This window comes from Vibrio harveyi NBRC 15634 = ATCC 14126 = KCTC 12724 (assembly GCF_001591145.1).
GTDB classification, from domain to species: Bacteria; Pseudomonadota; Gammaproteobacteria; order Enterobacterales; family Vibrionaceae; genus Vibrio; species Vibrio harveyi.
The window spans coordinates 89731-113292 of sequence record NZ_BCUF01000005.1 but is presented as its reverse complement, the minus strand read 5'-3'; the positions used below and the strand labels follow the sequence as shown (position 1 = coordinate 113292).

Below are 23562 nucleotides of genomic sequence, written 5' to 3'. Positions count from 1 at the left end.
CAAAATTGTTGTATGCCGAGGCTCACTTGGGTCTCGGCAAGAAAAGGAAGTAAACATGTCTGACTCGAATTGGCTTAGCGAATTCCCAGAAATGGATCGCTCAGATCTCAGAGCTATCCGCAAAACCCTAGATGGTGCCTACCGCGATTTCTCTCGCGAATACGGCGACCTTATTGAATCATTCTTCGATCCTCTTCTCTCATTTCTCGTTTGGTTCGAAAAACTCCTCATTTCTACACCATGGATGATCATCCTTGGTGTGTGTACCGCGTTGGTTTATGCCGCAAGCCGATCGTGGAAACTGGCTGTCGCGTGTTTCGTGTCATTAATCCTGATTGGGTACTTTGGCATGTGGGAAGACACGATGCGGACGCTCAGCATCATCACGGTGTGTACCATGCTCGCCATTGCGCTCGGCATTCCTATCGGTATTGCCATGGCACGCTCCAATCGCGTGCAATCCGTCGTGACACCACTGCTCGACGTGATGCAAACCATGCCCGCGTTCGTCTATCTGATTCCGGTCGTTATGCTCCTTGGTATCGGTAAGATCCCAGGTTTGATTGCTGTTGTGATCTACGCGATTCCACCAGTCATTCGTTTAACCAACTTAGGCATTCGACTCGTAGATAAGGAAGTTCTTGAAGCCGCCACCGCCTTTGGTGCAAGTAACAAGCAACGCTTAGTCGGCGTACAATTACCTTTGGCAATGCCAACCATTATGGCTGGTATCAACCAAACCATCATGATGGCACTTTCTATGGTTGTTATCGCTTCTATGATTGGCGTTAAAGGCTTAGGTCAGCCAGTATTAAAATCAATTACCAACCAGTATTTCACCCTTGGTCTGCTTAACGGGCTAGCAATTGTGGCACTGGCGATTCTGTTTGACCGAGCGTCGCAAGCTTACGCGAAGCGAACCCAAGCACACTTAGGAGATCTGAAACATGACTAAGCCACTTATTGAAATTAGCGGGCTGTATAAGATCTTCGGACCAAAGCCAAAAACAGTGATTGAGCGAGTAAAACAAGGCCAGAGCAAAGACCAAATTCTGGCTGATACGGGTCATACCGTTGGTTTAAAAGACATCAATCTGCAAATTAACAAAGGCGAAATCTTCGTTATTATGGGGCTATCTGGCTCTGGTAAGTCGACCATGATTCGCCACTTCAACCGTTTAATTGACCCAACCATGGGGCAAATCTTAGTTGAAGGCGTCGACGTAATGCAGCTGTCACCAAAAGAGCTAGAAGAGTTTCGCCGCCATAAAATGTCGATGGTATTTCAACGCTTCGGTCTTTTGCCCCATCGTACTGTGGTTGACAACGTAGCTTACGGCTTGGAAATCCAAGGCATCAAAAAAGAAGCGCGTCTTGCGAAAGCCAATGAATGGTTGGAGACAGTTGGTCTGAAAGGTTACGAGAACCAATACCCTGCGCAGCTTTCTGGTGGTCAGCAACAACGTGTAGGCTTGGCTCGTGCACTGGCGACTGACGCCGAGATCCTATTGATGGATGAAGCGTTCTCGGCACTCGATCCTCTGATCCGTAGCGAAATGCAAGATCAGCTGATTGAACTGCAAGAGAAGCTACATAAGACCATTATCTTTATCACTCACGATTTGGATGAAGCGCTTCGCTTGGGTGACCGTATCGCTATTTTGAAAGATGGCGAATTAGTACAACAAGGTTCTCCAGACGAGATTCTGCTCCACCCTGCCGATGAATATGTAGAGGCCTTCGTGAAGGACGTAAACCGAGCACGCGCTCTGACGGTTGAAACCGTGATGCAGCCACCAGCGTATCGCATTGCAGCAACAACCATTGAAGAAGCCCTTGTTGAGATGAAACGCGTGAAACAAGACTACGCGTACCACGTGACCGATGATGGCTATCAAGGAGTGGTTACCAAAGAGAGCTTGCTAGATGCTGCGAAAACCGATGCAGCACAAGAGCTGGCAGAAGAGATCTACGAAGAAGTGCCTGTTGTCTCTCCTGATTCCGTAATTGAAGAAGTACTTCCAGACACCATGTCTTGTGACTACTCACTGCCGGTTGTGGATGACGAAGGTAATCTGCAAGGTGAACTAGAACGTAGCGCCGTGGCTGAAATCTTTACTGATAATACCGAAGAGGAGTCTCCGTCAAAGGAGGTCAAAACACCACCCGCAATGGATAAAGCATCCTAATACGCAAAAGGCTCATCATCTGATGAGCCTTTTTTATCTGGTGGCGGTTTAAAAATTGCGCTACGAAAGTCAAAACATAAACACAAGGAACACAACCAACAGAAAAATACCAAAATAGCTGATGCGTATTCGCATCGCTTTCGACATTGGTTTGTGCGGACGCTTGCCTAAAGTAATAATCGACAGCCCGATATAACCGGTGCAATAACTCAATCTCCACAGGAAAATTTCTATAATAATAGAACGAACAATTGCTCGAAGAACGACTGTAACCAATTCTTCCATTTTCTTCTCCTATCCCTTTTATTTGCAAATCACTGACGTTAAAGATTTTTTCTTACAGAGGCCGTTCAATGGTTTGCTTTGTTCTGACGCAGGTTTAGGAAACAAGTCTATTATTATCACGGTATACCTAAGTGACCTTAGCATACATGCAACGAGATTACTTTGGTATATCAACTTGTTGATTTAGAGAGGAATAAAATGAAAAAGACACTATTAGCACTCACTGGTGCGGTCGTTATTCTAGCAGGCTGTCAGGATGAGAAACCAGCAGAGACAACTGCGGTTGACATTCCTCAGGCCTCAGAAGTTGAAAGCACCGTTGATGCAACACCGATTGAAGAAGAGCAAATGATCACGACAGATACCTTTGTAGATTCTGGTCACAATGCGCAAAATTCGTTGGATTGGAACGGCATTTACAAAGGCAAACTTCCTTGTGCAGATTGCGCGGGTATCGATACAACGTTAACCCTTAACGAAGACGGCACTTATACATTAGTAGAGCTGTATGAAGGCAAAGAAGGCAACCCTATCAAATCAGAAGGTAAGTTCACTTGGAATGAATCAGGCAACACCATTACATTGGTTGATGAGTCTGGTCCAAACCAGTACTTCGTTGGTGAAAACATGCTAATGAAGTTGGATATGAACGGCGAAAAAGCGACTGGCGAACTGGCTTCATTTTACAACCTGAGCAAGATGCCTTAATACGGTATAACCATTTAATCTAGTCCTGATAAAGGCCAAATCCGAGCCTCCCCCGCTCGGATTTTTTCATTCTTGTTATTTAGAACGACAATCAAGAATTTTCATTTATTAAGAAAAATAACAATTCAACCAATTGACGCAAACGATTGCTATTGGTAGATTTCGCCATCTTTCTCATTTGTAAGTATGTCGTATGCAAATCTTTAAACGTTTCGCTGCACTTTTTCCTGCAGTACTTTCTTTCTCTGTTTTCGCTCAAACTCAACCAATCCTTGTGCAAGGCGCGATGGATATTGAAACCAGCACCCTAGTTGAAGCATTGGATGATGCCAAACAAACCACCATTGGTTCTTGGACCTTCTGGCAAGGTGATATAGATGGCTATCCAGTCGTGGTTTCTCGTACCGAAGTTGGCTTGGCGAACGCTGCAGCCTCTACCACTATTGCGATTGAACACTTCAATCCAAAGTATATTATCAACCAAGGTACATCTGGTGGTCACGATCCTAAGTTATACCGCGGTGACATTGTGGTTGGCGAAGCGAGTTTCAACATGGGCGCTTACAAGTCTGAGTTTGCTAAAAAAGGCAAAGGCATCGACCCAACGAAGTGGCAGAACTTCGACGTAACCATGCGTCTACGTGAAAACGGCGAGTTTGTTGAACACAAACAATTTAAAGCGGATCCGGCACTGGTTGAAACCGCTCTTTCTTTGTCTGAAGAATACAAAAAAGGCAAAGTCGTGAGAGGCTTGATTGGCTCAGCGGACGAATGGAACCGCGAAGTGGATCGTATCAACTGGTTCCATGAAACATACGGTACGTCTGTTGAAGAAATGGAGACTTCCTCTGCGGCATTGGTTGCTCAAGCTTACCAAGTGCCTTTCGTTGGTATCCGTATACTTTCGAACACAGATCAACACAAGCAAGACTTCGATCCGCAAACCGCGGTCGATTGTCAGCTATACACGATTGATGTGATTAAAGCGCTGATCAAAAAGCAATAGTCGCTTTTAGAATCATAAAGGGAGGCTTAGCAAAGCCTCCCTTTTACTTTGTAATCTTGAGTGAGGGCTCAGTCCAAATATACGACGAGCAAGTCTGCCTCAATAGCATTGGCGAGCTTGGGAATAGAAGAGAACAAGCGGCTCATAAACTTATGATGGTGACCACACACCACCAAATCGATGTCATTTTCCTTCGCTATACCAGCCAACTTAATATGTAGATCCCCCACCACCACCATGGACTCGCTAATTGGATAATCACTCTGCTTAGCTAAAGCATCAAGTTCTTGCATTAGCTTTTGCTCGTCCTTCGATTCCAGCGCGACCCTATCGTGATCAACAAAAACAAAAGACACCTTACTGTTTGCATCTCTTGCCATCGCAATAGCTTTGTCGATCACTACTCGACTCGAATCTGATAAATCAACTGCCACCAAAATGTGCGCGTAGCTCATGATACTCTCCCAACTGACCTGCCTAAATTAAGTCTAGCATCACAAGGAATACCACGAAGCAATCACACAATCTGCGCTATAAGCACTGCTGTTTAAGCCAGTTAGTCAACTTGATGATTTCAGGCTGACGAGCACGATTCTTCTTATGTACAAAGTAAAAGCTATCCCCAGTTTCTAAGCCGTGAGAGGGGATATAAACCAAGTCTTGAGCCTTATCCCGTTCATTCAACATAAAGTCATTGGCAAACGTAATGCCTTGGTCATAGCGAGCAGCTTCGATAGCCAGCAGCATGTGACTGAAGTGCTGCATATCAATATCTTTTGGCAACTCAAACCCACCGGCTTTGCACCACTCTGACCAATCTTTACCGCGCTCACGATAGATAGAGTCGGTCGAAAGGATCGGATAGTGCCAGAGTGCATTCGGCATTGGTTGGTCTTGAATTTCTTTCCAGATATTGAGGCTACATACCGGATACAAAGTCTCATCATATAAACGCACAGCCACGTAATTACGCTTAGGCTTCTGCACTGTGATAAAACAGTCACCAACGCTGTCGGTTTGTTCTGGATCTCCTGCAACCATGTTGAGCGTAAGATCAATTTCCGGATGCTGACGCTTGAAGTCCGCCAATCGTGGGATTAACCATTTCACCGCCAGCGAGCTGTAAATTGCCAAGCGTAGACTGCCCTTTTCGCCTTCACGCACTTTTTGACTCGCCATCGCAATGGCACTAATAGCAGGACTGATATCTTCAAGATAACGAAAGCCAGTATCCGAGAGCGATAACTTACGCCCCTGACGAATGAACAGGGCTTCACCAAGGTAGTCTTCTAATATACGAATCTGATGACTCACCGCACTTTGCGTCACGTTGAGCTCCTCTGCTGCAAGGGAAAAGCTCAAATTACGAGCAACGGATTCAAAACAGTGGACCGCTCTAAGAGGTGGCAATTTCATTATCTAAAAATCTCATACTTAAACTAATAAATATCATTTCACTTCATCCTATGACATCACCTACTCTTTGGCAAAGAATGAGGAGAGGAATAACGTGAAAGTCACATCTGTCGGCGCAGCCATGCTGCTATTAATTGTTGGCAACCTAATTGCGGTGCTCTCAGACGCTTTGATCAAAAGCGTCGGTAATGAGGTGCCGGTTTTTCAGTTTGTGTTTTACCGACAATTGTCAGCTGTGATGATGTTATTACCCGTGTACCTACTCACTAAACATGCCCCATTAATGGAAGGCTTTAAATGGCATGCGGTTCGTGCGCACGTTTGGTTAACTGGTGCGATTTTTATGGTGTTTGCCATCTCATCAATGCCACTCGCGACCGCGAATGCGATCTTCTATGCCGCACCTTTAATCATGTTGCCACTGGCAGCCATCTTCTTTGGAGAGAAGCTTTCTGCACAATCTATTGCGGCAGCAGTGATGGGATTTGCAGGTGTACTTGTGATTATTCGCCCTGATCAGATTGATTGGGCGGCGCTATCGGCATTGGTTGTCGCAGTCACTTTGGCGATCAACAACCTGCTAATTCGGAAGTTACCGAAGAACCAATCCGTACCACACACACTTTTGATGACGAATCTAGCCGGTATGCCTGTATCACTCTTGTTGGTGTTTATCGAGGGCGAAGCATGGGATTGGAGCTCATTCCCTGTAGCAGCAGGTTCAAGCTTATTCATCATGATTTATGCAGCAACCTGCGTGTTGGCTTATCGCTCTATCGATAGCAACAAAATTGCTAGCGCAGAATACAGCGGCTTGATTGGTGCCGTGATCGTTGGTTTGATTTGGTTCGGTGAAGTGCCAGATATTTTTATGGCAATTGGTACAGTAATGATTGTCGTGCCTCTGATTTGGCTATCAAAACGAGAACGCCGCAAACAAAAGCAAGCACAAGCCGCCAAACTCGCAGAAGAGCAACATCACCGAGCCCCTGCAGCGTAAGTATTTAAAAAGCCGAGCGTTCATCGCTCGGCTTTTGTATTTTAGTATCCGATATTCATGCTCGCTTCTGAAACTCACTCTATGCGCAGACATCAACACAACACCCGAATTGTCGTTGCCCTTAATTACTTGTAGAAGAGGTGATCTTACCTAGCCCGTACAGCGTGATTTCTCGCTCATTCATATTGTAGATATTGTCAGCCGATGCTGCGTTTATAGTGAAGTAGTAAAAGCCTTCTGGGTCGGGTAATCCCATTTTTCTGTAGTAATCAATGTATGGCTGATGATATTCGTGACCAACAGGAAAGTCTGTGGCAATGTCATCCCCAGCTCCCCAAGAATGCACTCCGATCGTCGCCCCACTTTCTATCGTTCTATTCACGCCAGCTACAAACAAATCTGTACCACCAGAGGCTATTTCTCCATCAGCAGCAATGTAAGAATCTAATTGGCTTGCACGTACTTGGTAAGCGAGCTCTAGGTTTGCATCATCATCAGCAGAGCCATCAATACTAATAAACTTAAGTAGTTTAATCTCTGGGTGCTTTTTCATCATACGTTCAAATGCAGCAGGTGACCCTTTACAAATGACCCCTTGTAATTCTGCCACATCCCCCTTAACTGCAAAGGACAGACTAGGTTCATCTGGAAACAGTTGATCTCCACATTGTGATACAAACAAATTAGGTGCATTAGCTGGAGTAGAAGAATGGCTTTGTCCTTCGATACCACAGCCTGTCAACGCAATCAAAATAATCATCGTCAATGTTTGTTTCTTCATCACTACTCCAATAAAACATCATTCAATAAAGAGACAAATTTTAAACAAAAAAACAGCCTCTTCTATCGATGCTTACATACGCTTACAGACTCTCCCAACGCTCGTCTCGCTGTTAACGTCATCGAACTTGAAATTCAATGAAGCGTTGCCTGCTATAGTTAAAACAGTAAATAACAAAATTAAGGCAGCATTGAATTCATCATTACCTCTCGGAAACTCTCAACACTCGGGCTTTTTTGTGCAAGAAATCGCTCTTGATTCAATTCAGCGCTGCCACTTTTTTGAGGGTCTGCGCATGCAAATTGGTTTGAAAACGACACTTCAATTCCTTGTAATTACAACATTTTTGCTTCTTTCTTTACTGACTAGTTCCTCTAACGCTTCTCCGCTTAAGGTCGGGACTTACCCATGTCCTCCTTTTGTTATTGGTTCTGTTGACAGTGATTTGAACGGTCTCAGCATTGAATTATGGGAGCAAATTGCCAAAGAAATGAGCGTCGAGTTTCGTTTTGAAAACCAACCTTTAGACGATCTACTCAACGCGATAGAAACAGAACAAATAGATATAGGTGTTTCATGTATTTCTATAACTCCAGAACGCGAACTGTTCGCTGATTTTTCTCATTCTTTCTACGAAACCCATCTCGCGATTGCGGTAAAAAACCAAGGCTATCTGCATACCTTGCAATCTATCTTTTTAAACCCGGCTTTGTGGCTCATCGTTGGTGCCATCATATTGGTAGCTGGCTTAGTCGGAGCATTTTTCTATGCGTTAGAAGAAGGGAAAAACGAAAAGCTATATTCAATGAAAAACAGAAGCGGTCGCTGGGTTGAAAGCTTTATTCTTGGCTTGCTGTTTATTACCCGAGGACCGTTTAACTACTTTGAATTTAAAAGCTTAACTGGGCGAATTGTGACGGTATTCATTGGTGTTTTCAGCATGCTTTTTATCGCCAGTATTACTGCAGTTTTGGCTAGCAAACTCACCCTTAGCCAAGGTTATTCACAAATCAAAGGTATCAATGATCTTGCCAATGTTGAAGTCGGTACCAAAACGGCCACCACCTCTTCCTTGTTACTCACTAGCTTTGGCATTCGCCACAAAGACTATGCAGACATGACGGCGCTTTTAACTGCCTTAGACAAAGGTGAAGTCGAGGCGATTGTCGCGGATGATGTTGTGCTCAAATACATGATTGGCAGCAGCAGACTATCTGGGCAATTTGAGGATTTAGAAGTGTTGCCGTACCAACTAGAAAAACAGAACTACGGCTTCATCATCACAGAGAACAACCGTTATGAGGAAGAGATTAACCGCGCGCTGTTACAAATCCGTGAATCACGAAAGTGGCGTAAAACGTTGGTCGACTATTTCGCAGACAAGTAGTATTCACCACTATCTTCTAAAACGAAAAAAGCCCTTAAGTTCAATGAACAAATGGGCTTATGTATTCAATCTAGTTGGCGATTATTGCGGTAGAACCACTTTACCATCTTGAATTGGGAAAGTTTTGCCTGCAGGTTTGCTCTTCATGCGCACAGTCGTTGGTGCACCTGCAACTTCATAAGTGACATCGTAACCTACTACTTTTTCTGAAGTGGTGTATTCAGTGTGACATTGTTTCTCTGTTGAAGTCACAACATCGCCCTTCTGCACATTGTCTTGAATTTCACGCCCCGCCATTGCACCGGCGATGGTTCCTGCCGCCGTTGCAATCACTTTGCCTGAACCACCACCGATTTGGTTACCTAGTGCAGCACCCGCCGCCGCACCGCCAACCGTGCCAAGGATCTTGTTGTTGTCTTTAGGTGCAACTTGGTGCGTCACTACAACATCTTTACACACTTGATGTGGGTTCTTCACGGTTTCAGTTACCGCTTCAACAAGCGTAATGTTTGCTTCAGTTGGTGCAGGTGGCGTTTTGTCTTTACAGCCTGCCAGTACAGCAACCACTGCCGTCGCGATTGCGATAGATTTCATATTCATGGATTACTTCCCAGTACAGTTATCTTTGATTGGCGGTATAGTAAATCGTGAACTGGAATTCACATCAGGTAAAAACAAGCCCGAGGTCATTAGCAGGTTAAAAAACGGCGTTTTATAAACGGAATGTCAGGAGGTAATCTTGAAAAGGTCAATCGGAGCCAGATCACATCAATGCTGACTATGAATCGCCCAGCAACTACTAAGTCAGATTGAGCAAACTTTAAGCAACCACCGTCCATCGAGTCCAAAAGGCGAGCAAAATCGATGCGAACATGACCCAAACCAGCGTCGCGGCTGTCAGTGTACCCACCAAGCTCAAGCGGTAGCTAAAGTAAAAGACAGAGATCAGATACGCCGCATAAGGTATTAGAGAGTAGATACCGAACAGTGCGGTTTGACGCAGTGCCTCCATATCTCGCTCGCTGCCCACAATAAAGTGCGCAATCAATGCGAAGGTCGGAAACAAAGGCACCAAACCTGCAATATAGAAGCTTTTTGATTTAGAGAGCATGGCAATGACGAGTACTGCCACCGCACCGAGTAACGATTTGAGAAAAAGACTGGTCATCAATATCTATCAAACCGTCTAAGCTAAACTCAAAAACAGCTCATCATCTGTCAGATATTTATGACGATGGCTTAGACTGCGTAAGTGCATAAACATAAAGTCAGGAAAACCTGGAGCAATGACGTTGTTTGGCTCCCAGAAGATGCCACCCACGAAAACGTAGCGGCCTTGCTTTTCATCATCATGCAAAGGGTTATTGATTGGTGTCGACAATTCAGCGCGGCATCCTTCAACCACACAGACGATTTGCCCTTTAAAAATGCCAATTACACGTTTAACAAGGTTCGCTTTTATTCCGCACTTCCATGCTTGGCGCGTTGCCCACTCATAACCGTGTTTGTTAATCGCTTTTTTCTGTAAATGCACAACCAAATTCATCGCTCATTCCCGAGTTGACCTTTGTTTGTACTATAACCAAATCGCCTTCTCGGTTTGCCGATTTTAATTTGTCGAAACCATAGAAGATAAAAATCAAGAAACGGGAGCTTTACAACAATTCGCCTTTTCCTTAACGAATTTTAGGATTTTTCTGACAATATAAAACAACTTCTGTTGCATAGAATGGCGTCATATTTATAAAAATAACGACAACAATAAGGTGACGTATGGCTTTTGATGACTATTGGAAGAAGGTTCGTGAAAAGCACTTAAAGAGTGCCAACTTAGAAGGGCTTATTGTTAAAAGAATACGAGCGAATACAGGCAGTAAGAGACTCCCATATCGAACGAAGTGTGGCGCACTGTGTGAAATCAAGTACAACGAAGTGTGCGACAGTCAAAAAGAGTGATGATTCTGCACCACCCTTTTCTCAGTATTTCAACTTTACCGCCGATAAACACCGTTCTTACCGGACTACGCGTCAATAAGGTAGTTATCGCCTTCGTTTTCTAGGCGATCGATCAGTACGCGACACTCATCGAGATCAAGCGGCTGCTCAAAACGACGCTTCAAATTCATCAAAAAGAAGATGTCTTCGCACATCGCTTTCTCTGGCTCATCGCTGATTTTCGCAACAGGTGAGCCGTTGCATGACACCATTTTAATAACGATAGACAAAGGTTTGTACGCAACACCTTGTGCGTTCACGTAATCACCCATATCGTTCGCAAGCGACGTACCAATGCCAAAACTCACTTGAACACGACCTTGGAAGTGCTCACAAATATCTAGCGCTTGATCGAAGTTCAAACCATCGGTAAACACCAAGGTTTTCGTCATTGGATCGATGCCAAGCGATTGATAATGCATAATCATCTTTTCGCCCCATGTGTAAGGGCAGCCACTATCATGACGCACTCCCACATAAGCATTACTGAGTTCTTCATCAAAGTCTTTTAAGAACGCATCAATACCAATGGTGTCCGTTAATGCAATGCCTAACGCGCCATTAAACATCTTTTGCCAACGCTGCAGTGCTACCTTTTGTGAATCACGAACATTCACGAGCGCTTGGTGCCCCATAAACCATTCGTGTGCCACTGTACCGATTGGCGTGAGATCGAGCTCTTTCGCCAAATGGTAGTTACTGGTTCCAGTTAGACTGTCAGGCAACTCTTCGCTCAGATACTGCAACATTGATCGCTGAGCTTGGAACGAGAAACGACGACGAGTCGACATATCAGCAAACTTAAAGTTGGTGATATTACGACGTTTCAGCTCTGCTTTAAGGAGACGAACCTTCTCTTCTAAAACCGATTGGAACTGCTCGACTGGGATCTCTGCCCAACGTGCACGGCTACGCACTTCGGACACAATACTCATGATGATGGTTTCGTAAAGAATGGTTTCTTTCCAAAGACCATTGATGGTAATACGTAATTGGCTTGTGCCATCAGCCATGGTTTTCGTATTGAAAGAAACATCGCGTTGAGGGTTAAAACGAAACGCATGCAGTGCATCAACAAACTCAGGACTTAGATAAGGCGCAACACCTTTCATGTACTCAATTTCTTCTGCAGAGAAGGTAATATCTTGCAGTTTAAGTACTTCAGCTTTCACCTCTGGCAGCAATTCAGATAGGTCTTCTTCACTGCGCACGATGAATTTATAAGACACCATCGCATCGGGATAAAGCGCTGCAACAGCACTCATCATGTTCACTTTGTATACGTCAAAATCTAACGCACTTTGGATGATGCGAGACGAAAATAAATTGGTGGTCATTCGGAGCCCTTCTACACGCCCTTTTTCGTTTATACCCAAATTCCCTCAGCACGGTACAAACCGCATCTTATTGTTTTCCCGACAAAGTTGGGGGAAAGTTCTCAACAAGGCAAACTTGGGTATATAACTTGTTGTTACTAACTTAATTGCGTAAACAATAAACACCCACTTAGGGTTTGTCAACTTTTGTTACTAACCACTCATTTTTATAAGGTTTTTACGCACAAAATTCGGACAGTTATTGTGGATAACCTGAGCAGATAAGCACACCTTTGCTTAAAGAGGAACGCTAGACAACAATGAACACGTTTCTAACAATCGGTTACTTACCCATTGATTGACTACTTGTTATGCGCTAGATTACTTACAAATTATTCTCAGGACCAAATCATGATCGTAACCGTCGACATTATTCCATTCAGACTATCTGGCTGCGCCGATAAGGGGTTGGAAGTGTTGCTGATCAAGCGTTCGAACCCGGAACGTCCGTACCACGGTGTATGGGCCCTACCCGGCGGGTTTGTGTTTGATAAAGACTTGACCCACGAAGGTGGACGCCCGGCGGACGAGAACTTTGAAGCAGCACGACGCCGTATCTGCCGCGAAAAAATCCATACCTACCCTCGTCACTTTAGTGAAGCCTTTGTCGATGGCGACCCAAAACGCGATCCTGAAGATTGGAGTCTGAACATCACTCACTACGCCTTGGTTGACCGTAACAACAAAGAGCAAATCGACAACGCTGGCGTTCCAGAATGTCATCTAAAGTGGTTCCCACTACAAGCAATCCTTGATGGCGAAGAGACCCTCGCTTTTGATCACCAAAAGATGATTGAAAAGGCATGGCAGAAGTTGCGCGCCTCTATCGAATACACCTCGGTCCTATTGTTCGCACTTGATAAAGAGTTTCTGGTTGCCGACATCATTGCCGCCTATCAAGAGTTCGGTATCGACATCAGTCGCATGACGATCAAACGACGCTTGATTGATTCAGGTGTACTCAAGCCAACCAACAAAGTCGCTTCCACTAACAAAGGTAAAGGCGGCAAACCTGCGATGGTCTACACCCTAGCAAGCGACGAAGTAACCTTTTTCCAAAACTGTTTGCGTGGCTAACGCAAGCATAAAGACAGACAAGGAGTCTGCCATGACAGTTCGAGTTAATTACCAAACCACAGCAGTGATCGACGTGGATCCTGAGAAAGGTTTCACCGAACTTTGCCCTGACGAACTGCCAGTCACTGGCGCATTAGAAATCGTTCCAGAACTACTAAAGAACCACGCGAAAGGTCGCTTAAAGCTCGTCAGCCGTGATTTGCATCCACCAAAAGCGGCGTGGGACGCAGAAACACCAGCGAATATGCTTGAACCAGTAGGCTTACCTAACGTGGATATTAAGTGGAACCGCCATTGTGTGCTTGGCACTACGGGCGTTGAACTGTTGGACGGCCTACCTCCTGTTCTGGAGTACGATTTCCAAGTGAACAAAGGCATGGACCCAGACGCACATCCTTACGGTATCTTTTTCCACGACGTGGCTGATACCAAAACCACAGGTGCGAATGAGTTCCTCAAGTTCAACAACATCGATACAGTTGTTGTCGGCGGCTTAGCGCTCGATTTTTGTGTAAAAAAATCCGTCACTCAAGCACTCGACTTAGGCTTCAAAGTAATTGTGAACCTAGCTTCTAGCCGTGCGGTCTTGCCAGATACCGTCGATGCGGTGATTGCAGAGATGAAAGAGAAAGGTGCGATATTTGTCGACAAGGCGGATGACATCATCGTTGAGAACTTCGCGTAATATATGTCGATTTAAATCTAAGCCCATCAGCTTTTGCTTAAAAAGAAAACGGTCCAGCTTATCTGGACCGTTTTTTGTTTGTGGCGTCTAAGAAGGGGATTACTTAATCACACCACACACAATGCGAGCACCGCCGCCGCCAAGTTTCGCCGGATGGTCAGAGTGGTTATCACCACCAGCATGAACCATCAAAGCACGACCTTTTACGTCATCAAGTTTCACTCGTGGTGCCAATACTGGCTGATCCGCCATTCCATGAGCATTCACGTAAAGCGCCGGTAAATCGCCAAGATGATTGTCGTCCGTCCAAGGGAAGCCATGCTTGCCTGTTTTTTCTGGGTCATAATGCCCTCCAGCAGCACCGCCAAGAATGGTTTTACCTTCTTTGGTAATGCTGTCACACGAGCCGTTAGCGTGTAAATGGAAGCCATGCGTACCAGCGGGTAAACCCTGTAGTTTCGGGGTAAAAACGGTGCCGTAATCACTGTCGCTGATCATCACGGTACCAGTTGATTGCCCAGAGCCAAGGTCAATCATTTCTACGCTTACTGTCTCGGCAAAAGTTGGAGAAGAGAGAAGCGTTAGTGCAGCAAGCCATGTTGTTTTATTCATACTGTGGGTCCTATTTATTGTTATTTATCAGTGTTGAAGCGATTTCAACACATTGGATTGACCATAGATCTCGGCAAATTCTTTCAAATTTAGCCCAGCTTTATTGCGCAGCTCTGGTGAACAATCCGCTTGATAGAGGTCTTTAGCTATGCCTATTTCACGTTTGATGAGTGCCCCCATTAATGCAGTGTTACCACGCTTATCTTGTAGGCAGGCGTTGGCTCCGGAGTCGAGCAGCAAGCGAACGGTTTCTCTATGTCCTTGATATGCGGCCACCATCAATGCGGTATAACTTTGGTTATTGCGTTGGTCGATTGGGAAGCCTTGAGAAACAAATGTATCGACCACTTCGTTATTACCAATTCGCGCAGCATCGAAGAACAGTTCAACCAGAGATTGGTATTCCTCTTCCAGCTTGTCTTCGGCGGCCAATAAGCTCAGCGAAAAGCTCAAAGAGAACAGAACGGCACTGAGCAAAAACACGGTTTTCATTTACTCACCCTCATTAACAAAATTGGAGAATGACCCACGGGAGCCCTGATTTTCGGGCAGAAAAGAGCAGATAAATCTCCCGCAGGTCAAAACTTATTGCTTACATCATCGCTTTGTTTTTCACTTGCTTGAGATTGGTATCTGTCGCCTCAGCCAGACGCGTACCGTACTCTTTGTCTGCGCGGTAGAAATAGCTCACCATGGTTTCCTTAACGTCTTTATCCATCACCTTGTTCAGGTCACCCGCTAAGTTGGCAATCAAATCACTCTGGTCTTGCTTGTTCATGCTGCGGAACAACACACCCGCTTGGTAGAAGTTACGAGGATTGCTGATCGCTTTTTGTTGAACAGTGCCAACCAACTTGGTTTCAACTGCTTTAAACTGCGTGTCTTCTGCCAGCGCCAGTTTACGGCTTGGTTCGTAGTTCACATCACCATTGCCTTGCTTCGCGTTGTTGCTCAATCCATCTTGGTTATGGTTATTCACTGATGCTAACGGACGGTTTACTGGCAGTTGGAACAAGTTCACACCCAAACGGTACAACTGTGTATCTGCATAAGCGAACAAACGACCTTGTAGCAAACGGTCTTCCGATGGTTCGATACCAGGAATCAGATTCGAAGGCGCAAATGCCGACTGTTCAGTGTCTAAAAAGAAATTTTCTGGTAGGCGATTCAACGTCATAGTGCCGACTTTTTGATCCGGTACATTCAGCCATACTTTGGTTGCATCCAACCCGTTGTAATCCAGTTTGCTCAGAGCTTCTGGTGACAGCACTTTCACGTAGAGATCCCACTTAGGGTAGTTACCGCGTCCAATTTCTTTGTACAGATCATTGGTTAAATGGTTGAAGTCCTTACCCTGCATCGCAGTTACTTCATCAGGACGAAGGCTTTCAATACCTTGTTGGCTCTTCCATTGGAACTTCACGTAGTTCACATCGCCTTGCTTATTGATCCACTTGTAAGCGTGCACACCAAAGCCATCCATCGTGCGATAGCTTGCTGGCGTGCCTAAGTTGCTATAAACCCAAGTCAGCATGTTGGTCGCACTCGGCTCATGACTGAAGAAATCAAAGAATCGGTTTGGATCCTGAACGTTGTTAACTGGAGACGGTTTGAGAGAGTGCACCATATCCGGGAACTTAATCGAATCACGGATGAAGAACACAGGCAGGTTGTTCCCTACCAGATCCCAGTTACCCTGTTCAGTATAAAATTTAGTGGCGAAACCACGAGGATCGCGAAGTGTCTCTGGTGATCCTTTTGAGTGAATAACGGTCGAAAAACGTACGAAAACAGGAGTTACCTTTCCTTTGTTAGTAAAAGGAGCGGAAACCGTTAAGTCACTAAAATCACCCGATGCAACAAACTCACCGTGAGCACCTGTACCACGAGCATGCACAACACGCTCAGGAATTCGCTCTCTAGCAAAACGCTGCAATTTTTGGATCAGGTGAACGTCTTGCAGTAATACGCTGCCATTTTCACCTGCTGTGATTGAATTCTGGTTGTCACCAACTGGTGCACCATTGTCTCTTGTCAGGGTTTGCGCCTGTAGAGATGTGCTGGCTAAGCCAACTGTAATTAATAAAAAGCTTTTTGACATCTGCATGGTTGCTCTCCAATGCGTGCTAACCATTTGACCAGTCGAGTGGTCAATGGATACTCAAAAGCTCTTTTCTGCCCACCGAGAATATATCTTCAACAATTACATTTGTTTAATGGGAAATAACGATAGATTTAATAGGGAGAACCAATGAAATTTTTGAGGTTTTATCGGTTTGATTAATAAAACCTAGACTCGGGCTGAGAAACTCGACGGAAGAGTTAATACACTGACAGAAAAGCACAGCGATGAAAAGGACACCAGAATGCACCAAGATGAAAAGTTAAATTACGTTGAGTTTGGCACGCGAGACATCAATGCGACTAAACAGTTTTTCGAGCAAGCCTTTGGATGGGGCTTCGTTGATTATGGTCCAGAGTACAGCGCCTTTTCAGATCAAGGTTTAGACGGTGGCTTTTTTGCAGCAGAGCAAGTGAGCCAAACAACAAATGGGGCGGCACTACTGGTGTTCTATAGTTCAGATATTCACGCTACGTTAGCTAAAGTCGAGCAGTTTGGAGGTCAAGTAATTCGTCCGATCTTCGAATTTCCCGGCGGTTGTCGTTTCCATTTCACCGAACCAGGTGGCAATGAATTCGCGGTCTGGTCTAAAAACCATTAATTAATAACAAGCAAAACAATAATTAATGACAAGTAAAACAACAACGTACCATTACATTCGATAATTGACTCGAAGAGTTACAAACCAGCTCGCCTCGCCTTCTCATTTATTGATAACGCGGGGCTTTTAGAGCGGTTAAATCTTATACAGTTGTTTTTGTTCTTTAAATACAAAAGCAAAGGTAAAACATGGAAGTTTTGAAGCGTTGGTTCATCGCCCTTTCAATAGGGGTTGTATTATCGGCATGTGGCGGGGGAGATGGCTCCTCTGTAGACAGCAGCTCCGCATATGTTCCTGCGGAAAAAATACAAGACAATATTTTTTCCAATATCACTGGCGTTAGTTATCCCTACGACATCTACTTGCCAGAAAACTATGATGAGCGCACGACATCTTTGCCCGTCATCTACGTTTCCGACGGTAATGGGACAGGTCAGGGGTTTGGTAACCTCATCGCCAATGCCGAACTCGATGTCATCCTAATCGCCATTCATGAAGGTCCTCCTGGACGCAGAAACATTGATTATTTGCCACCAGGCGTCGATGACTTCTACCTTTTCTTAACCCAAGAACTCATCCCAATTGTTGAAGCCGAATATGATATTGATCCAAATGAACGCACACTGGCTGGACATTCATTTGGAGGCGCAAAAACTGCCTATATCATGCTAACGGAAGACATCGGCGTCGAATTCTTCAAAAATTTCATCATCTCTGACGGGTCATTTTGGCGCATTGATGACACCATCTATTCTTTGGAGGAGCAACGTTACGAGGCTTCACCATGGTTAGAAGCCACCGCTATATTGAGCTCAACAAACATCGGAAATCATCCATCGGTTGATGCTTTCTATAAACATATCCAATCGAAGGGCTACATGGGTTTTAATTTGCCACCGCTCATCGAGTACAAAAAATTAGATCACGGGAAGATGTGGTACCACACCTACAGAGACAGTCTACCAATCTTGTTTCCAAAAGAAGAAATTTAAGACCATCAAAATAAGTCAGTGGTAGCCAGATTCGGAACTGACATTGCATTTCTGGTTGATCTCATCCTTGGTTTAATCCACTGTTAGCGCAACAATTAATCAATGGGGCGCTAGACCTCGACCAAGGATGTATCATGACTGCAGCCAGTTTTTTTCGCTTACTTTGTCTCGCTGCTATTTGGGGTGGCTCGTTTCTGTTTATGCGAGTCGCCGCTAATACGTTCGGACCGGCTTACTTAATCGAGTTTCGTGTTGCATTTGCGGCAATAGCATTGCTCTTGATAGCTTTCTATCTCAAAAAGAAACTTGCCTTCACAAAACACATTAAGCACTTTTTCATTATTGGCTTGTTTAATAGCGCCGTGCCCTTTCTGCTTTTTGCTTACGCTGCTCAAACACTAAATGCGTCGACCTTAGCCATTCTCAACTCAACCGCACCGATATGGGGCGCGTTAATTGGTTTTGTTTGGTATCGCAGTCCTTTAACGGCAAAAGCCATTCTAGGTATGATGATTGGTATTGGTGGTGTGGCTGTACTTGTCGGCTTGGATTCTTCAACCATCGGCAGAGAGGCTATCTTCCCCATCGGGGCAAGCCTAATGGCTTCTTTCAGCTATGGGATTGCAACCAACTACACTAAAAATGCTCCGCAAGTTCCAGCTTTCGACAATGCACACGGCAGTATGTGGGCAGCGGTTATTTGGGTTCTACCGTTATTACCTTTTCTACCAATGCGCGCTGAACCGAGCAGTTTTGAATGGAGCTCCGTCATCGCTCTTGGCGTTGTGTGTACCGGTTTCGCTTATTTACTCTACTTCCGCTTAGTTTCGGATATTGGTCCTGCTTCTGCCTTGACCGTCACTTTCCTTGTTCCCGTTTTCGGTATTTTATGGGGTTACTTGATTCTGGATGAACCTGTCGGTTTTAACACCATCATAGGGACAATTTTGGTGTTAGGCGGAACCATGTTGGTGACAGGTTTCTCACCTGTTGCAATGCTGGCAAAGCGAAAACAAAGAGTGGCATAACGACCGTTGTAGTACACAGTCACTTTATTTATGCCCAAGTAACATCAAACCATTTGAGACCGCGGGAATAGCGGTCTCAGTGTATGAGATAGACAAAGCACTCAGTTATACGCTCTTGCTAGCAAGCCACTCCCTCGATATTGGTAAAACTTACAATCGTTAGTGATAAATGCAGATTCTCCGGCTTTAAGGGTCAGACTTGTCTCTAGTGTCATGATCTCAACTTCGCCTTCAACACAAAAAACAATCTCTGCACCACGCACAAACTGTTGTTTGCATTCACCATCGGAAGAGAGAATGTCAAAACCAAAATCATCTACCGGAATTGGATAGCTCAACTTGCCCTCTTTATGAATTGGCGGCAGCTTAATCAGTTCCGGTTGCGTGGTGTGAAATGCCGTATTTGAGATAAGCTCATCCACATCAATGTACTTGGGCGTTAACCCAGCTCTAAGCACGTTGTCAGAATTCGCCATGATTTCCAACGCTGTACCTTGCACATACGCATGAGGCGTTTCGGCATGGAGAAACATCGCTTCACCAGGTGCAAGTTCTATCGTGTTCAACATCAACGGAGACAGCAATCCAATGTCTTTCGGGTAATGCTTTTGAAACTCAGCCACATAACTGAGCACTTCTCTTTCCAATGCCGTCTTTGGACCACGCTCTAATGCCGCGTCCAATTCTGCCAAGGCTTGAATTTTATGAGTTTCGTTCAACGTCATGATCGCCGTGAAGAAACCTTTCAACCCTTCTTGATTTGGGTGCTCGGCTAACGCGGTCACCTCGCTGTCTAAACTGCATATGCCGAATTGGCGGAACAGAGTCAGTATTTGTTCTATCGGACGAAAGCCATTCATCGCCTTGTAGAAAGTCAGCGCATAGACTAACTCTGGCTTGTGATTGGCGTCTTTGTAGTTGCGATTAGGAGCATCAAGTGGAATGCCTTGTTCATTCTCTCGTGCAAAACCAAGTTCAGCTTTACGCTTGTTAGGATGAACTTGAATCGAGAGCGGAGAATCCGCCGCAAGCACTTTGAATAGGTACGGAAGTTCACCGAAACGCATCATGGTGTAATCACCAAACATGCTTGCTTTGTCTCTCGCAATCACATCAGATAATAACTCACCGGTTGCTGCGAGGCGCGAGCAACCATTAGGGTGCGCTCCCATCCAAATTTCAGCTTGAGGTTGATGTTTCGCATTGTCGATGCCAAATAGTTTAGAAATCGACTCTTTGCTTCCCCAAGCGTAGTTTTGAATCACGTTATCTAGCTTGAACAGTGACATCTCACACTCTCCTGCGGTGTTTTAACGCTGCAATTCGATAGCTTGAATCAAGGCTGAAACGCCCTGCTCGACTTTGCTTCTCGGGCAACCCAGATTGAGTCTGAGATAACCTTTACCGGAATCGCCATAAACATCTCCAGACATGATGGCGACATTGAATTGTTCAATTAACGCCTGATTAAGCAGCGTCATATCTAGATTCAAAACAGATAAGTCAATCCAAGCTAAATAGGTCGCGTCTGGGATAAGGTAACTCACTTCAGGAAAGGCACTTTCAAGTGCTTCTTTCACGTATTGATGGTTAGCCAATACATACTCGTTGAGTGCCTTTAACCAATGCTCTCCGTGACGATAAGCCGCCATCGTACCAAGCACGCCCATGATAGAAGGCGATGAAAGACCATCCACCTCTTTGAGTTTATGCAGGTAACGTTCGCGAGTTGGTGAATCCGCGATCAACGCATACGCGCCATTCAAAGCTGGAATATTGAATGATTTAGACGCCGATGTAACCATAGCCCAATCTTGTGAACGACCAACCCCCACGTAAGGGATGTGACGCTTAAAGCACACATCCATGTGGATCTCATCCGAAATCACTTTAACTTGGTGTTGGTTACAAAGCTCCGCCATCTTTTCCAATTCGCTTTGGCTCCACACTCGCCCTGTTGGGTTGTGAGGGCTGCACAACAACAGCACAGTGTTGTTCTGGTCAGCGAGTTTGGTTTCCAGATCTTGCCAGTCAATTTCAAATCGACCCTGCTGTTTGATGAGCGGACTGCGAACGCACGCACGACCTTGTCCTTCAATCATTTTGTCGAACGCATCATAAGCTGGCGTATGGAACACCACGCCCTGTCCCGGCTGACTCCATTGCTCAATCAGTTTTGACACAATGTAGATAACCGATGGTCCGTACACCACTTGCTGAGTGTCGATTTCGCAGTCAAAACGAGTTTGATACCAGTAGCGAATCGCGGACTTAAAATCCTCATGATTCCAGCGGCTATAACCTAATACCGGATGCTCTAAACGTTGTTTAAGCACATTCATTACAGGCTCTGGGGCAGCAAAATCCATATCTGAAATAGTAAACGGGAGCAGACCCGCTTTACCAAATCTATCCTGAACATAGTCCCACTGCGTGCAGTAAGTGCCAGTGCGATCAATCGGTGTATCAAAGTCGAAATTCTGAGTCATACGAATATTCCAATATTAAGGTCCCTCGTCACAATCTCATTGGGGGGGAGGATGGAGATTGTGCCGAGGGGGAGCATCTATCAAGGCAATGATTAGCTAGCAGACATGATGGCTTGCATTTCATTCTTCACTAGGTGAACTTGCGTGCCAATCACGACTTGCAGGTTGTGCTCATCAAGCTTCACTACACCCAGCGCACCGTTGGCTTTCAACTTTGCATCGTCGACCAAACTCATATCGTTAACAGACAAGCGAAGACGAGTGATGCAGTTATCCAAAGCCGTGATGTTCTCTTTGCCACCAAGGGCTGCCAATACTGCGGCACCTTTGCCAGATTCGTTGATGAATGCCGCTTCAAGTTCTTTGTCCACTTCCGCCGTATCGACTTCACGACCTGGTGTTTTTAGGTTGAACTTAGTGATCGCAAACTTAAATACTGAGTAATAAACCACGAACCAAACACCCGCCACCAGCGGTACTAAGTACCATTTCGTTGCCGTGCCTTGCAGGATACCAAACACCAAGAAGTCAATCAGGTTGCCGTCTGTGTTACCGATGGTGACATCAAGCAAGCCCATCACCATAAAGCCCAGACCAGTCAGAATCGCATGGACGAAGTAAAGCACTGGTGCAACGAATAGGAACAAGAATTCAAGCGGCTCAGTGATACCGCCTACCACACAAGCTACGACGCCAGAGATAAGCAGTGCTTTAATTTTTGAGCGGTTCTCAGGGCGAGCACAGTGGTACATCGCAAGAGCTGCACCCGGTAAACCGCCTAGGAAAGTTGGCATTTTACCTTGAGACAAGAATGCCGTGATTTCCGGTGTAAATGCCGTTGTGTCAGGACAAGACAATTCAGAGTAGAAGATGTTTAATGCGCCAGACACGGTTTGACCACAGACGTCCATAGTACCGCCTGCTTCAGTGAATCGAATCAGCGCAACCAAGATATGGTGAAGACCGATTGGCAGCAATAAACGTTCGCCTGTACCAAACAGCATTGGACCGAAATCACCCGCGCCTTCAATCACATGACCGATACCATTGATGCCTGCAGCAAAGTAAGGCCATACGAATGGGATAAATACACCGACAACGCCCAGTACCAATGCAGAAATGATTGGAACAAAACGAGCACCACCAAAGAACGCTAGCGCATCTGGCATTTTGAAGGTGTAAAAGCGCTGGTGAAGTTTCGCAACAATCACACCAACGATTACCGCGCCAAGGATACCAGTATCAATCGATTCAATGCCGATGATGCTTTTCACACCGTAGGCGGCACGTTCCGCTTCACTGTCTAGTACACCAGCGACGGTTAGGAAGAAGTTGATCGCAAGGTTGAACGCAGCATAGCCAACGAAACCCGCGAAACCTGCCACGCCTTTCTCTTCACGCGCTAACCCAAGCGGGATAGCGACTGCGAACATTACAGGTAAGTAAATGAATGCGACAAGACCGATTTTGGTCATCCACATAAACAGGTATTGCAAAGGGGTGTTGTCTAAAAATGGGATGGCTTCTTTGATAGCAGCGCTAGAAAACGAGCTGCCGACACCAAGAAGAATACCTGAGAATGCCAGCAGCGCGACTGGCAACATGAAGGTCTTGCCGAGGCTTTGCAAGAACTCCCACATGGTCGATTTATTGCTTTTAGACATAGTTTGTCTCCGGAATTTGAGAACTTGTAGGGCTCATACACATCACATTATGTGCGCATGAAGTGTTGTTTTTATGCACTCAATATACGCTGCTAAAAATTTTGATAAAACGTTTTACCAAAAATTCTGTGATCGAGTTAGATATCTTT

General features: G+C 45.2%; 26 protein-coding genes. 12 read left to right on the top strand and 14 right to left on the bottom strand.

Annotation, left to right across the window (positions count from 1 at the left end):
* Positions 1 to 55: 55 nt before the first annotated feature.
* Complete coding sequence (locus tag VHA02S_RS04455) at positions 56 to 955, top strand: ABC transporter permease (protein WP_005429511.1); 900 nt, start codon at positions 56 to 58, stop codon at positions 953 to 955.
* Positions 948 to 2189: a quaternary amine ABC transporter ATP-binding protein gene (locus VHA02S_RS04450; protein ID WP_029788248.1), complete on the top strand. Its 1242-nt coding sequence runs from the start codon at positions 948 to 950 to the stop codon at positions 2187 to 2189. The genes VHA02S_RS04455 and VHA02S_RS04450 overlap by 8 nt, the downstream gene beginning before the upstream one ends.
* A gap of 69 nt (positions 2190 to 2258) precedes the next feature.
* On the opposite strand, the gene VHA02S_RS04445 is transcribed toward VHA02S_RS04450, so the two are convergent.
* Entirely contained in the window at positions 2259 to 2474 is a 216-nt protein-coding gene (locus tag VHA02S_RS04445; protein WP_005452947.1) for a hypothetical protein, read from the bottom strand.
* Positions 2475 to 2672: 198 nt separating this feature from the next.
* Between VHA02S_RS04445 and VHA02S_RS04440 the strand changes: the two genes are divergently transcribed.
* The gene (locus tag VHA02S_RS04440; RefSeq protein ID WP_009697899.1) at positions 2673 to 3182 is read left to right on the top strand and encodes a copper resistance protein NlpE; all 510 of its coding nucleotides are present in this window, start codon (positions 2673 to 2675) and stop codon (positions 3180 to 3182) included.
* Positions 3183 to 3375: 193 nt separating this feature from the next.
* Complete coding sequence (locus VHA02S_RS04435) at positions 3376 to 4188, top strand: 5'-methylthioadenosine/S-adenosylhomocysteine nucleosidase (protein ID WP_038899339.1); 813 nt, start codon at positions 3376 to 3378, stop codon at positions 4186 to 4188.
* A 68-nt stretch (positions 4189 to 4256) separates the two neighbouring features.
* Here VHA02S_RS04435 and VHA02S_RS04430 read toward each other — a convergent pair whose 3' ends face one another.
* Both VHA02S_RS04430 and VHA02S_RS04425 read right to left on the bottom strand, forming a co-directional pair.
* Positions 4257 to 4643: a universal stress protein gene (locus VHA02S_RS04430; RefSeq protein ID WP_038899338.1), complete on the bottom strand. Its 387-nt coding sequence runs from the start codon at positions 4641 to 4643 to the stop codon at positions 4257 to 4259.
* A 76-nt stretch (positions 4644 to 4719) separates the two neighbouring features.
* Positions 4720 to 5604: a LysR substrate-binding domain-containing protein gene (locus tag VHA02S_RS04425; protein ID WP_009697901.1), complete on the bottom strand. Its 885-nt coding sequence runs from the start codon at positions 5602 to 5604 to the stop codon at positions 4720 to 4722.
* 94 nt (positions 5605 to 5698) lie between these two features.
* Here VHA02S_RS04425 and VHA02S_RS04420 point away from each other — a divergent pair, with 94 nt between their 5' ends.
* Entirely contained in the window at positions 5699 to 6604 is a 906-nt protein-coding gene (locus VHA02S_RS04420) for a DMT family transporter (RefSeq protein WP_038899337.1), read from the top strand.
* Positions 6605 to 6725: 121 nt separating this feature from the next.
* Here VHA02S_RS04420 and VHA02S_RS04415 read toward each other — a convergent pair whose 3' ends face one another.
* The gene (locus tag VHA02S_RS04415) at positions 6726 to 7385 is read right to left on the bottom strand and encodes an alpha/beta hydrolase (protein ID WP_038899336.1); all 660 of its coding nucleotides are present in this window, start codon (positions 7383 to 7385) and stop codon (positions 6726 to 6728) included.
* Between the two features lie 295 nt (positions 7386 to 7680).
* On the opposite strand from VHA02S_RS04415, the gene VHA02S_RS04410 reads away from it, so the two are divergent.
* Entirely contained in the window at positions 7681 to 8772 is a 1092-nt protein-coding gene (locus tag VHA02S_RS04410) for a transporter substrate-binding domain-containing protein (RefSeq protein WP_038899365.1), read from the top strand.
* A gap of 81 nt (positions 8773 to 8853) precedes the next feature.
* Here the strand turns inward: VHA02S_RS04410 and VHA02S_RS04405 are convergent, their stop codons facing one another.
* The 3 genes from VHA02S_RS04405 to VHA02S_RS04395 form a co-directional block, all read right to left on the bottom strand.
* On the bottom strand, positions 8854 to 9372 hold the full coding sequence (locus VHA02S_RS04405) for a glycine zipper 2TM domain-containing protein (RefSeq protein WP_005452967.1): 519 nt from the start codon (positions 9370 to 9372) through the stop codon (positions 8854 to 8856).
* A 220-nt stretch (positions 9373 to 9592) separates the two neighbouring features.
* Positions 9593 to 9940, bottom strand: coding sequence for a GlpM family protein (locus VHA02S_RS04400; RefSeq protein ID WP_038899335.1), 348 nt, complete (start codon positions 9938 to 9940; stop codon positions 9593 to 9595).
* An 18-nt stretch (positions 9941 to 9958) separates the two neighbouring features.
* Positions 9959 to 10318, bottom strand: a complete 360-nt coding sequence (locus VHA02S_RS04395; protein ID WP_005452972.1) for a hypothetical protein — start codon at positions 10316 to 10318, stop codon at positions 9959 to 9961.
* A gap of 227 nt (positions 10319 to 10545) precedes the next feature.
* On the opposite strand from VHA02S_RS04395, the gene VHA02S_RS26495 reads away from it, so the two are divergent.
* Positions 10546 to 10728: a hypothetical protein gene (locus tag VHA02S_RS26495; protein WP_005452974.1), complete on the top strand. Its 183-nt coding sequence runs from the start codon at positions 10546 to 10548 to the stop codon at positions 10726 to 10728.
* Positions 10729 to 10793: 65 nt separating this feature from the next.
* On the opposite strand, the gene pncB is transcribed toward VHA02S_RS26495, so the two are convergent.
* The gene (gene pncB, locus VHA02S_RS04385; RefSeq protein ID WP_005452976.1) at positions 10794 to 12104 is read right to left on the bottom strand and encodes a nicotinate phosphoribosyltransferase; all 1311 of its coding nucleotides are present in this window, start codon (positions 12102 to 12104) and stop codon (positions 10794 to 10796) included.
* A gap of 390 nt (positions 12105 to 12494) precedes the next feature.
* Here pncB and VHA02S_RS04380 point away from each other — a divergent pair, with 390 nt between their 5' ends.
* Positions 12495 to 13220, top strand: a complete 726-nt coding sequence (locus tag VHA02S_RS04380) for an NUDIX domain-containing protein (RefSeq protein ID WP_038899334.1) — start codon at positions 12495 to 12497, stop codon at positions 13218 to 13220.
* A 31-nt stretch (positions 13221 to 13251) separates the two neighbouring features.
* Complete coding sequence (locus tag VHA02S_RS04375) at positions 13252 to 13905, top strand: nicotinamidase (protein WP_005452981.1); 654 nt, start codon at positions 13252 to 13254, stop codon at positions 13903 to 13905.
* Between the two features lie 99 nt (positions 13906 to 14004).
* Here VHA02S_RS04375 and sodC read toward each other — a convergent pair whose 3' ends face one another.
* The 3 genes from sodC to katE1 all read right to left on the bottom strand — a co-directional run bounded on the left by sodC (position 14005) and on the right by katE1 (position 16624).
* A complete protein-coding gene (gene sodC / locus VHA02S_RS04370; protein ID WP_017818482.1) occupies positions 14005 to 14517 on the bottom strand; it encodes a superoxide dismutase family protein in 513 nt (170 codons plus the stop codon).
* A 27-nt stretch (positions 14518 to 14544) separates the two neighbouring features.
* A complete protein-coding gene (locus VHA02S_RS04365; RefSeq protein WP_009697911.1) occupies positions 14545 to 15009 on the bottom strand; it encodes an ankyrin repeat domain-containing protein in 465 nt (154 codons plus the stop codon).
* A 100-nt stretch (positions 15010 to 15109) separates the two neighbouring features.
* Positions 15110 to 16624: a catalase KatE1 gene (gene katE1, locus VHA02S_RS04360; protein WP_009697912.1), complete on the bottom strand. Its 1515-nt coding sequence runs from the start codon at positions 16622 to 16624 to the stop codon at positions 15110 to 15112.
* Positions 16625 to 16883: 259 nt separating this feature from the next.
* Here katE1 and VHA02S_RS04355 point away from each other — a divergent pair, with 259 nt between their 5' ends.
* The 3 genes from VHA02S_RS04355 (at position 16884) to VHA02S_RS04345 (ending at position 19260) form a co-directional block, all read left to right on the top strand.
* Complete coding sequence (locus VHA02S_RS04355) at positions 16884 to 17240, top strand: VOC family protein (protein WP_038899333.1); 357 nt, start codon at positions 16884 to 16886, stop codon at positions 17238 to 17240.
* A gap of 188 nt (positions 17241 to 17428) precedes the next feature.
* Entirely contained in the window at positions 17429 to 18232 is an 804-nt protein-coding gene (locus VHA02S_RS04350) for an alpha/beta hydrolase (protein ID WP_038899332.1), read from the top strand.
* A gap of 134 nt (positions 18233 to 18366) precedes the next feature.
* Positions 18367 to 19260, top strand: coding sequence for a DMT family transporter (locus VHA02S_RS04345; protein WP_038899331.1), 894 nt, complete (start codon positions 18367 to 18369; stop codon positions 19258 to 19260).
* A 101-nt stretch (positions 19261 to 19361) separates the two neighbouring features.
* Here VHA02S_RS04345 and manA read toward each other — a convergent pair whose 3' ends face one another.
* The 3 genes from manA to malX all read right to left on the bottom strand — a co-directional run bounded on the left by manA (position 19362) and on the right by malX (position 23413).
* A complete protein-coding gene (gene manA, locus VHA02S_RS04340; protein ID WP_038899330.1) occupies positions 19362 to 20549 on the bottom strand; it encodes a mannose-6-phosphate isomerase, class I in 1188 nt (395 codons plus the stop codon).
* 21 nt (positions 20550 to 20570) lie between these two features.
* Positions 20571 to 21749: a MalY/PatB family protein gene (locus tag VHA02S_RS04335; RefSeq protein WP_038899329.1), complete on the bottom strand. Its 1179-nt coding sequence runs from the start codon at positions 21747 to 21749 to the stop codon at positions 20571 to 20573.
* 92 nt (positions 21750 to 21841) lie between these two features.
* Positions 21842 to 23413 carry a maltose/glucose-specific PTS transporter subunit IIBC gene (gene malX / locus VHA02S_RS04330; protein WP_038899328.1) on the bottom strand — a complete coding sequence of 524 codons (1572 nt, stop codon included), beginning with the start codon at positions 23411 to 23413 and terminating at the stop codon, positions 21842 to 21844.
* Between the last annotated feature and the right edge of the window lie 149 nt (positions 23414 to 23562).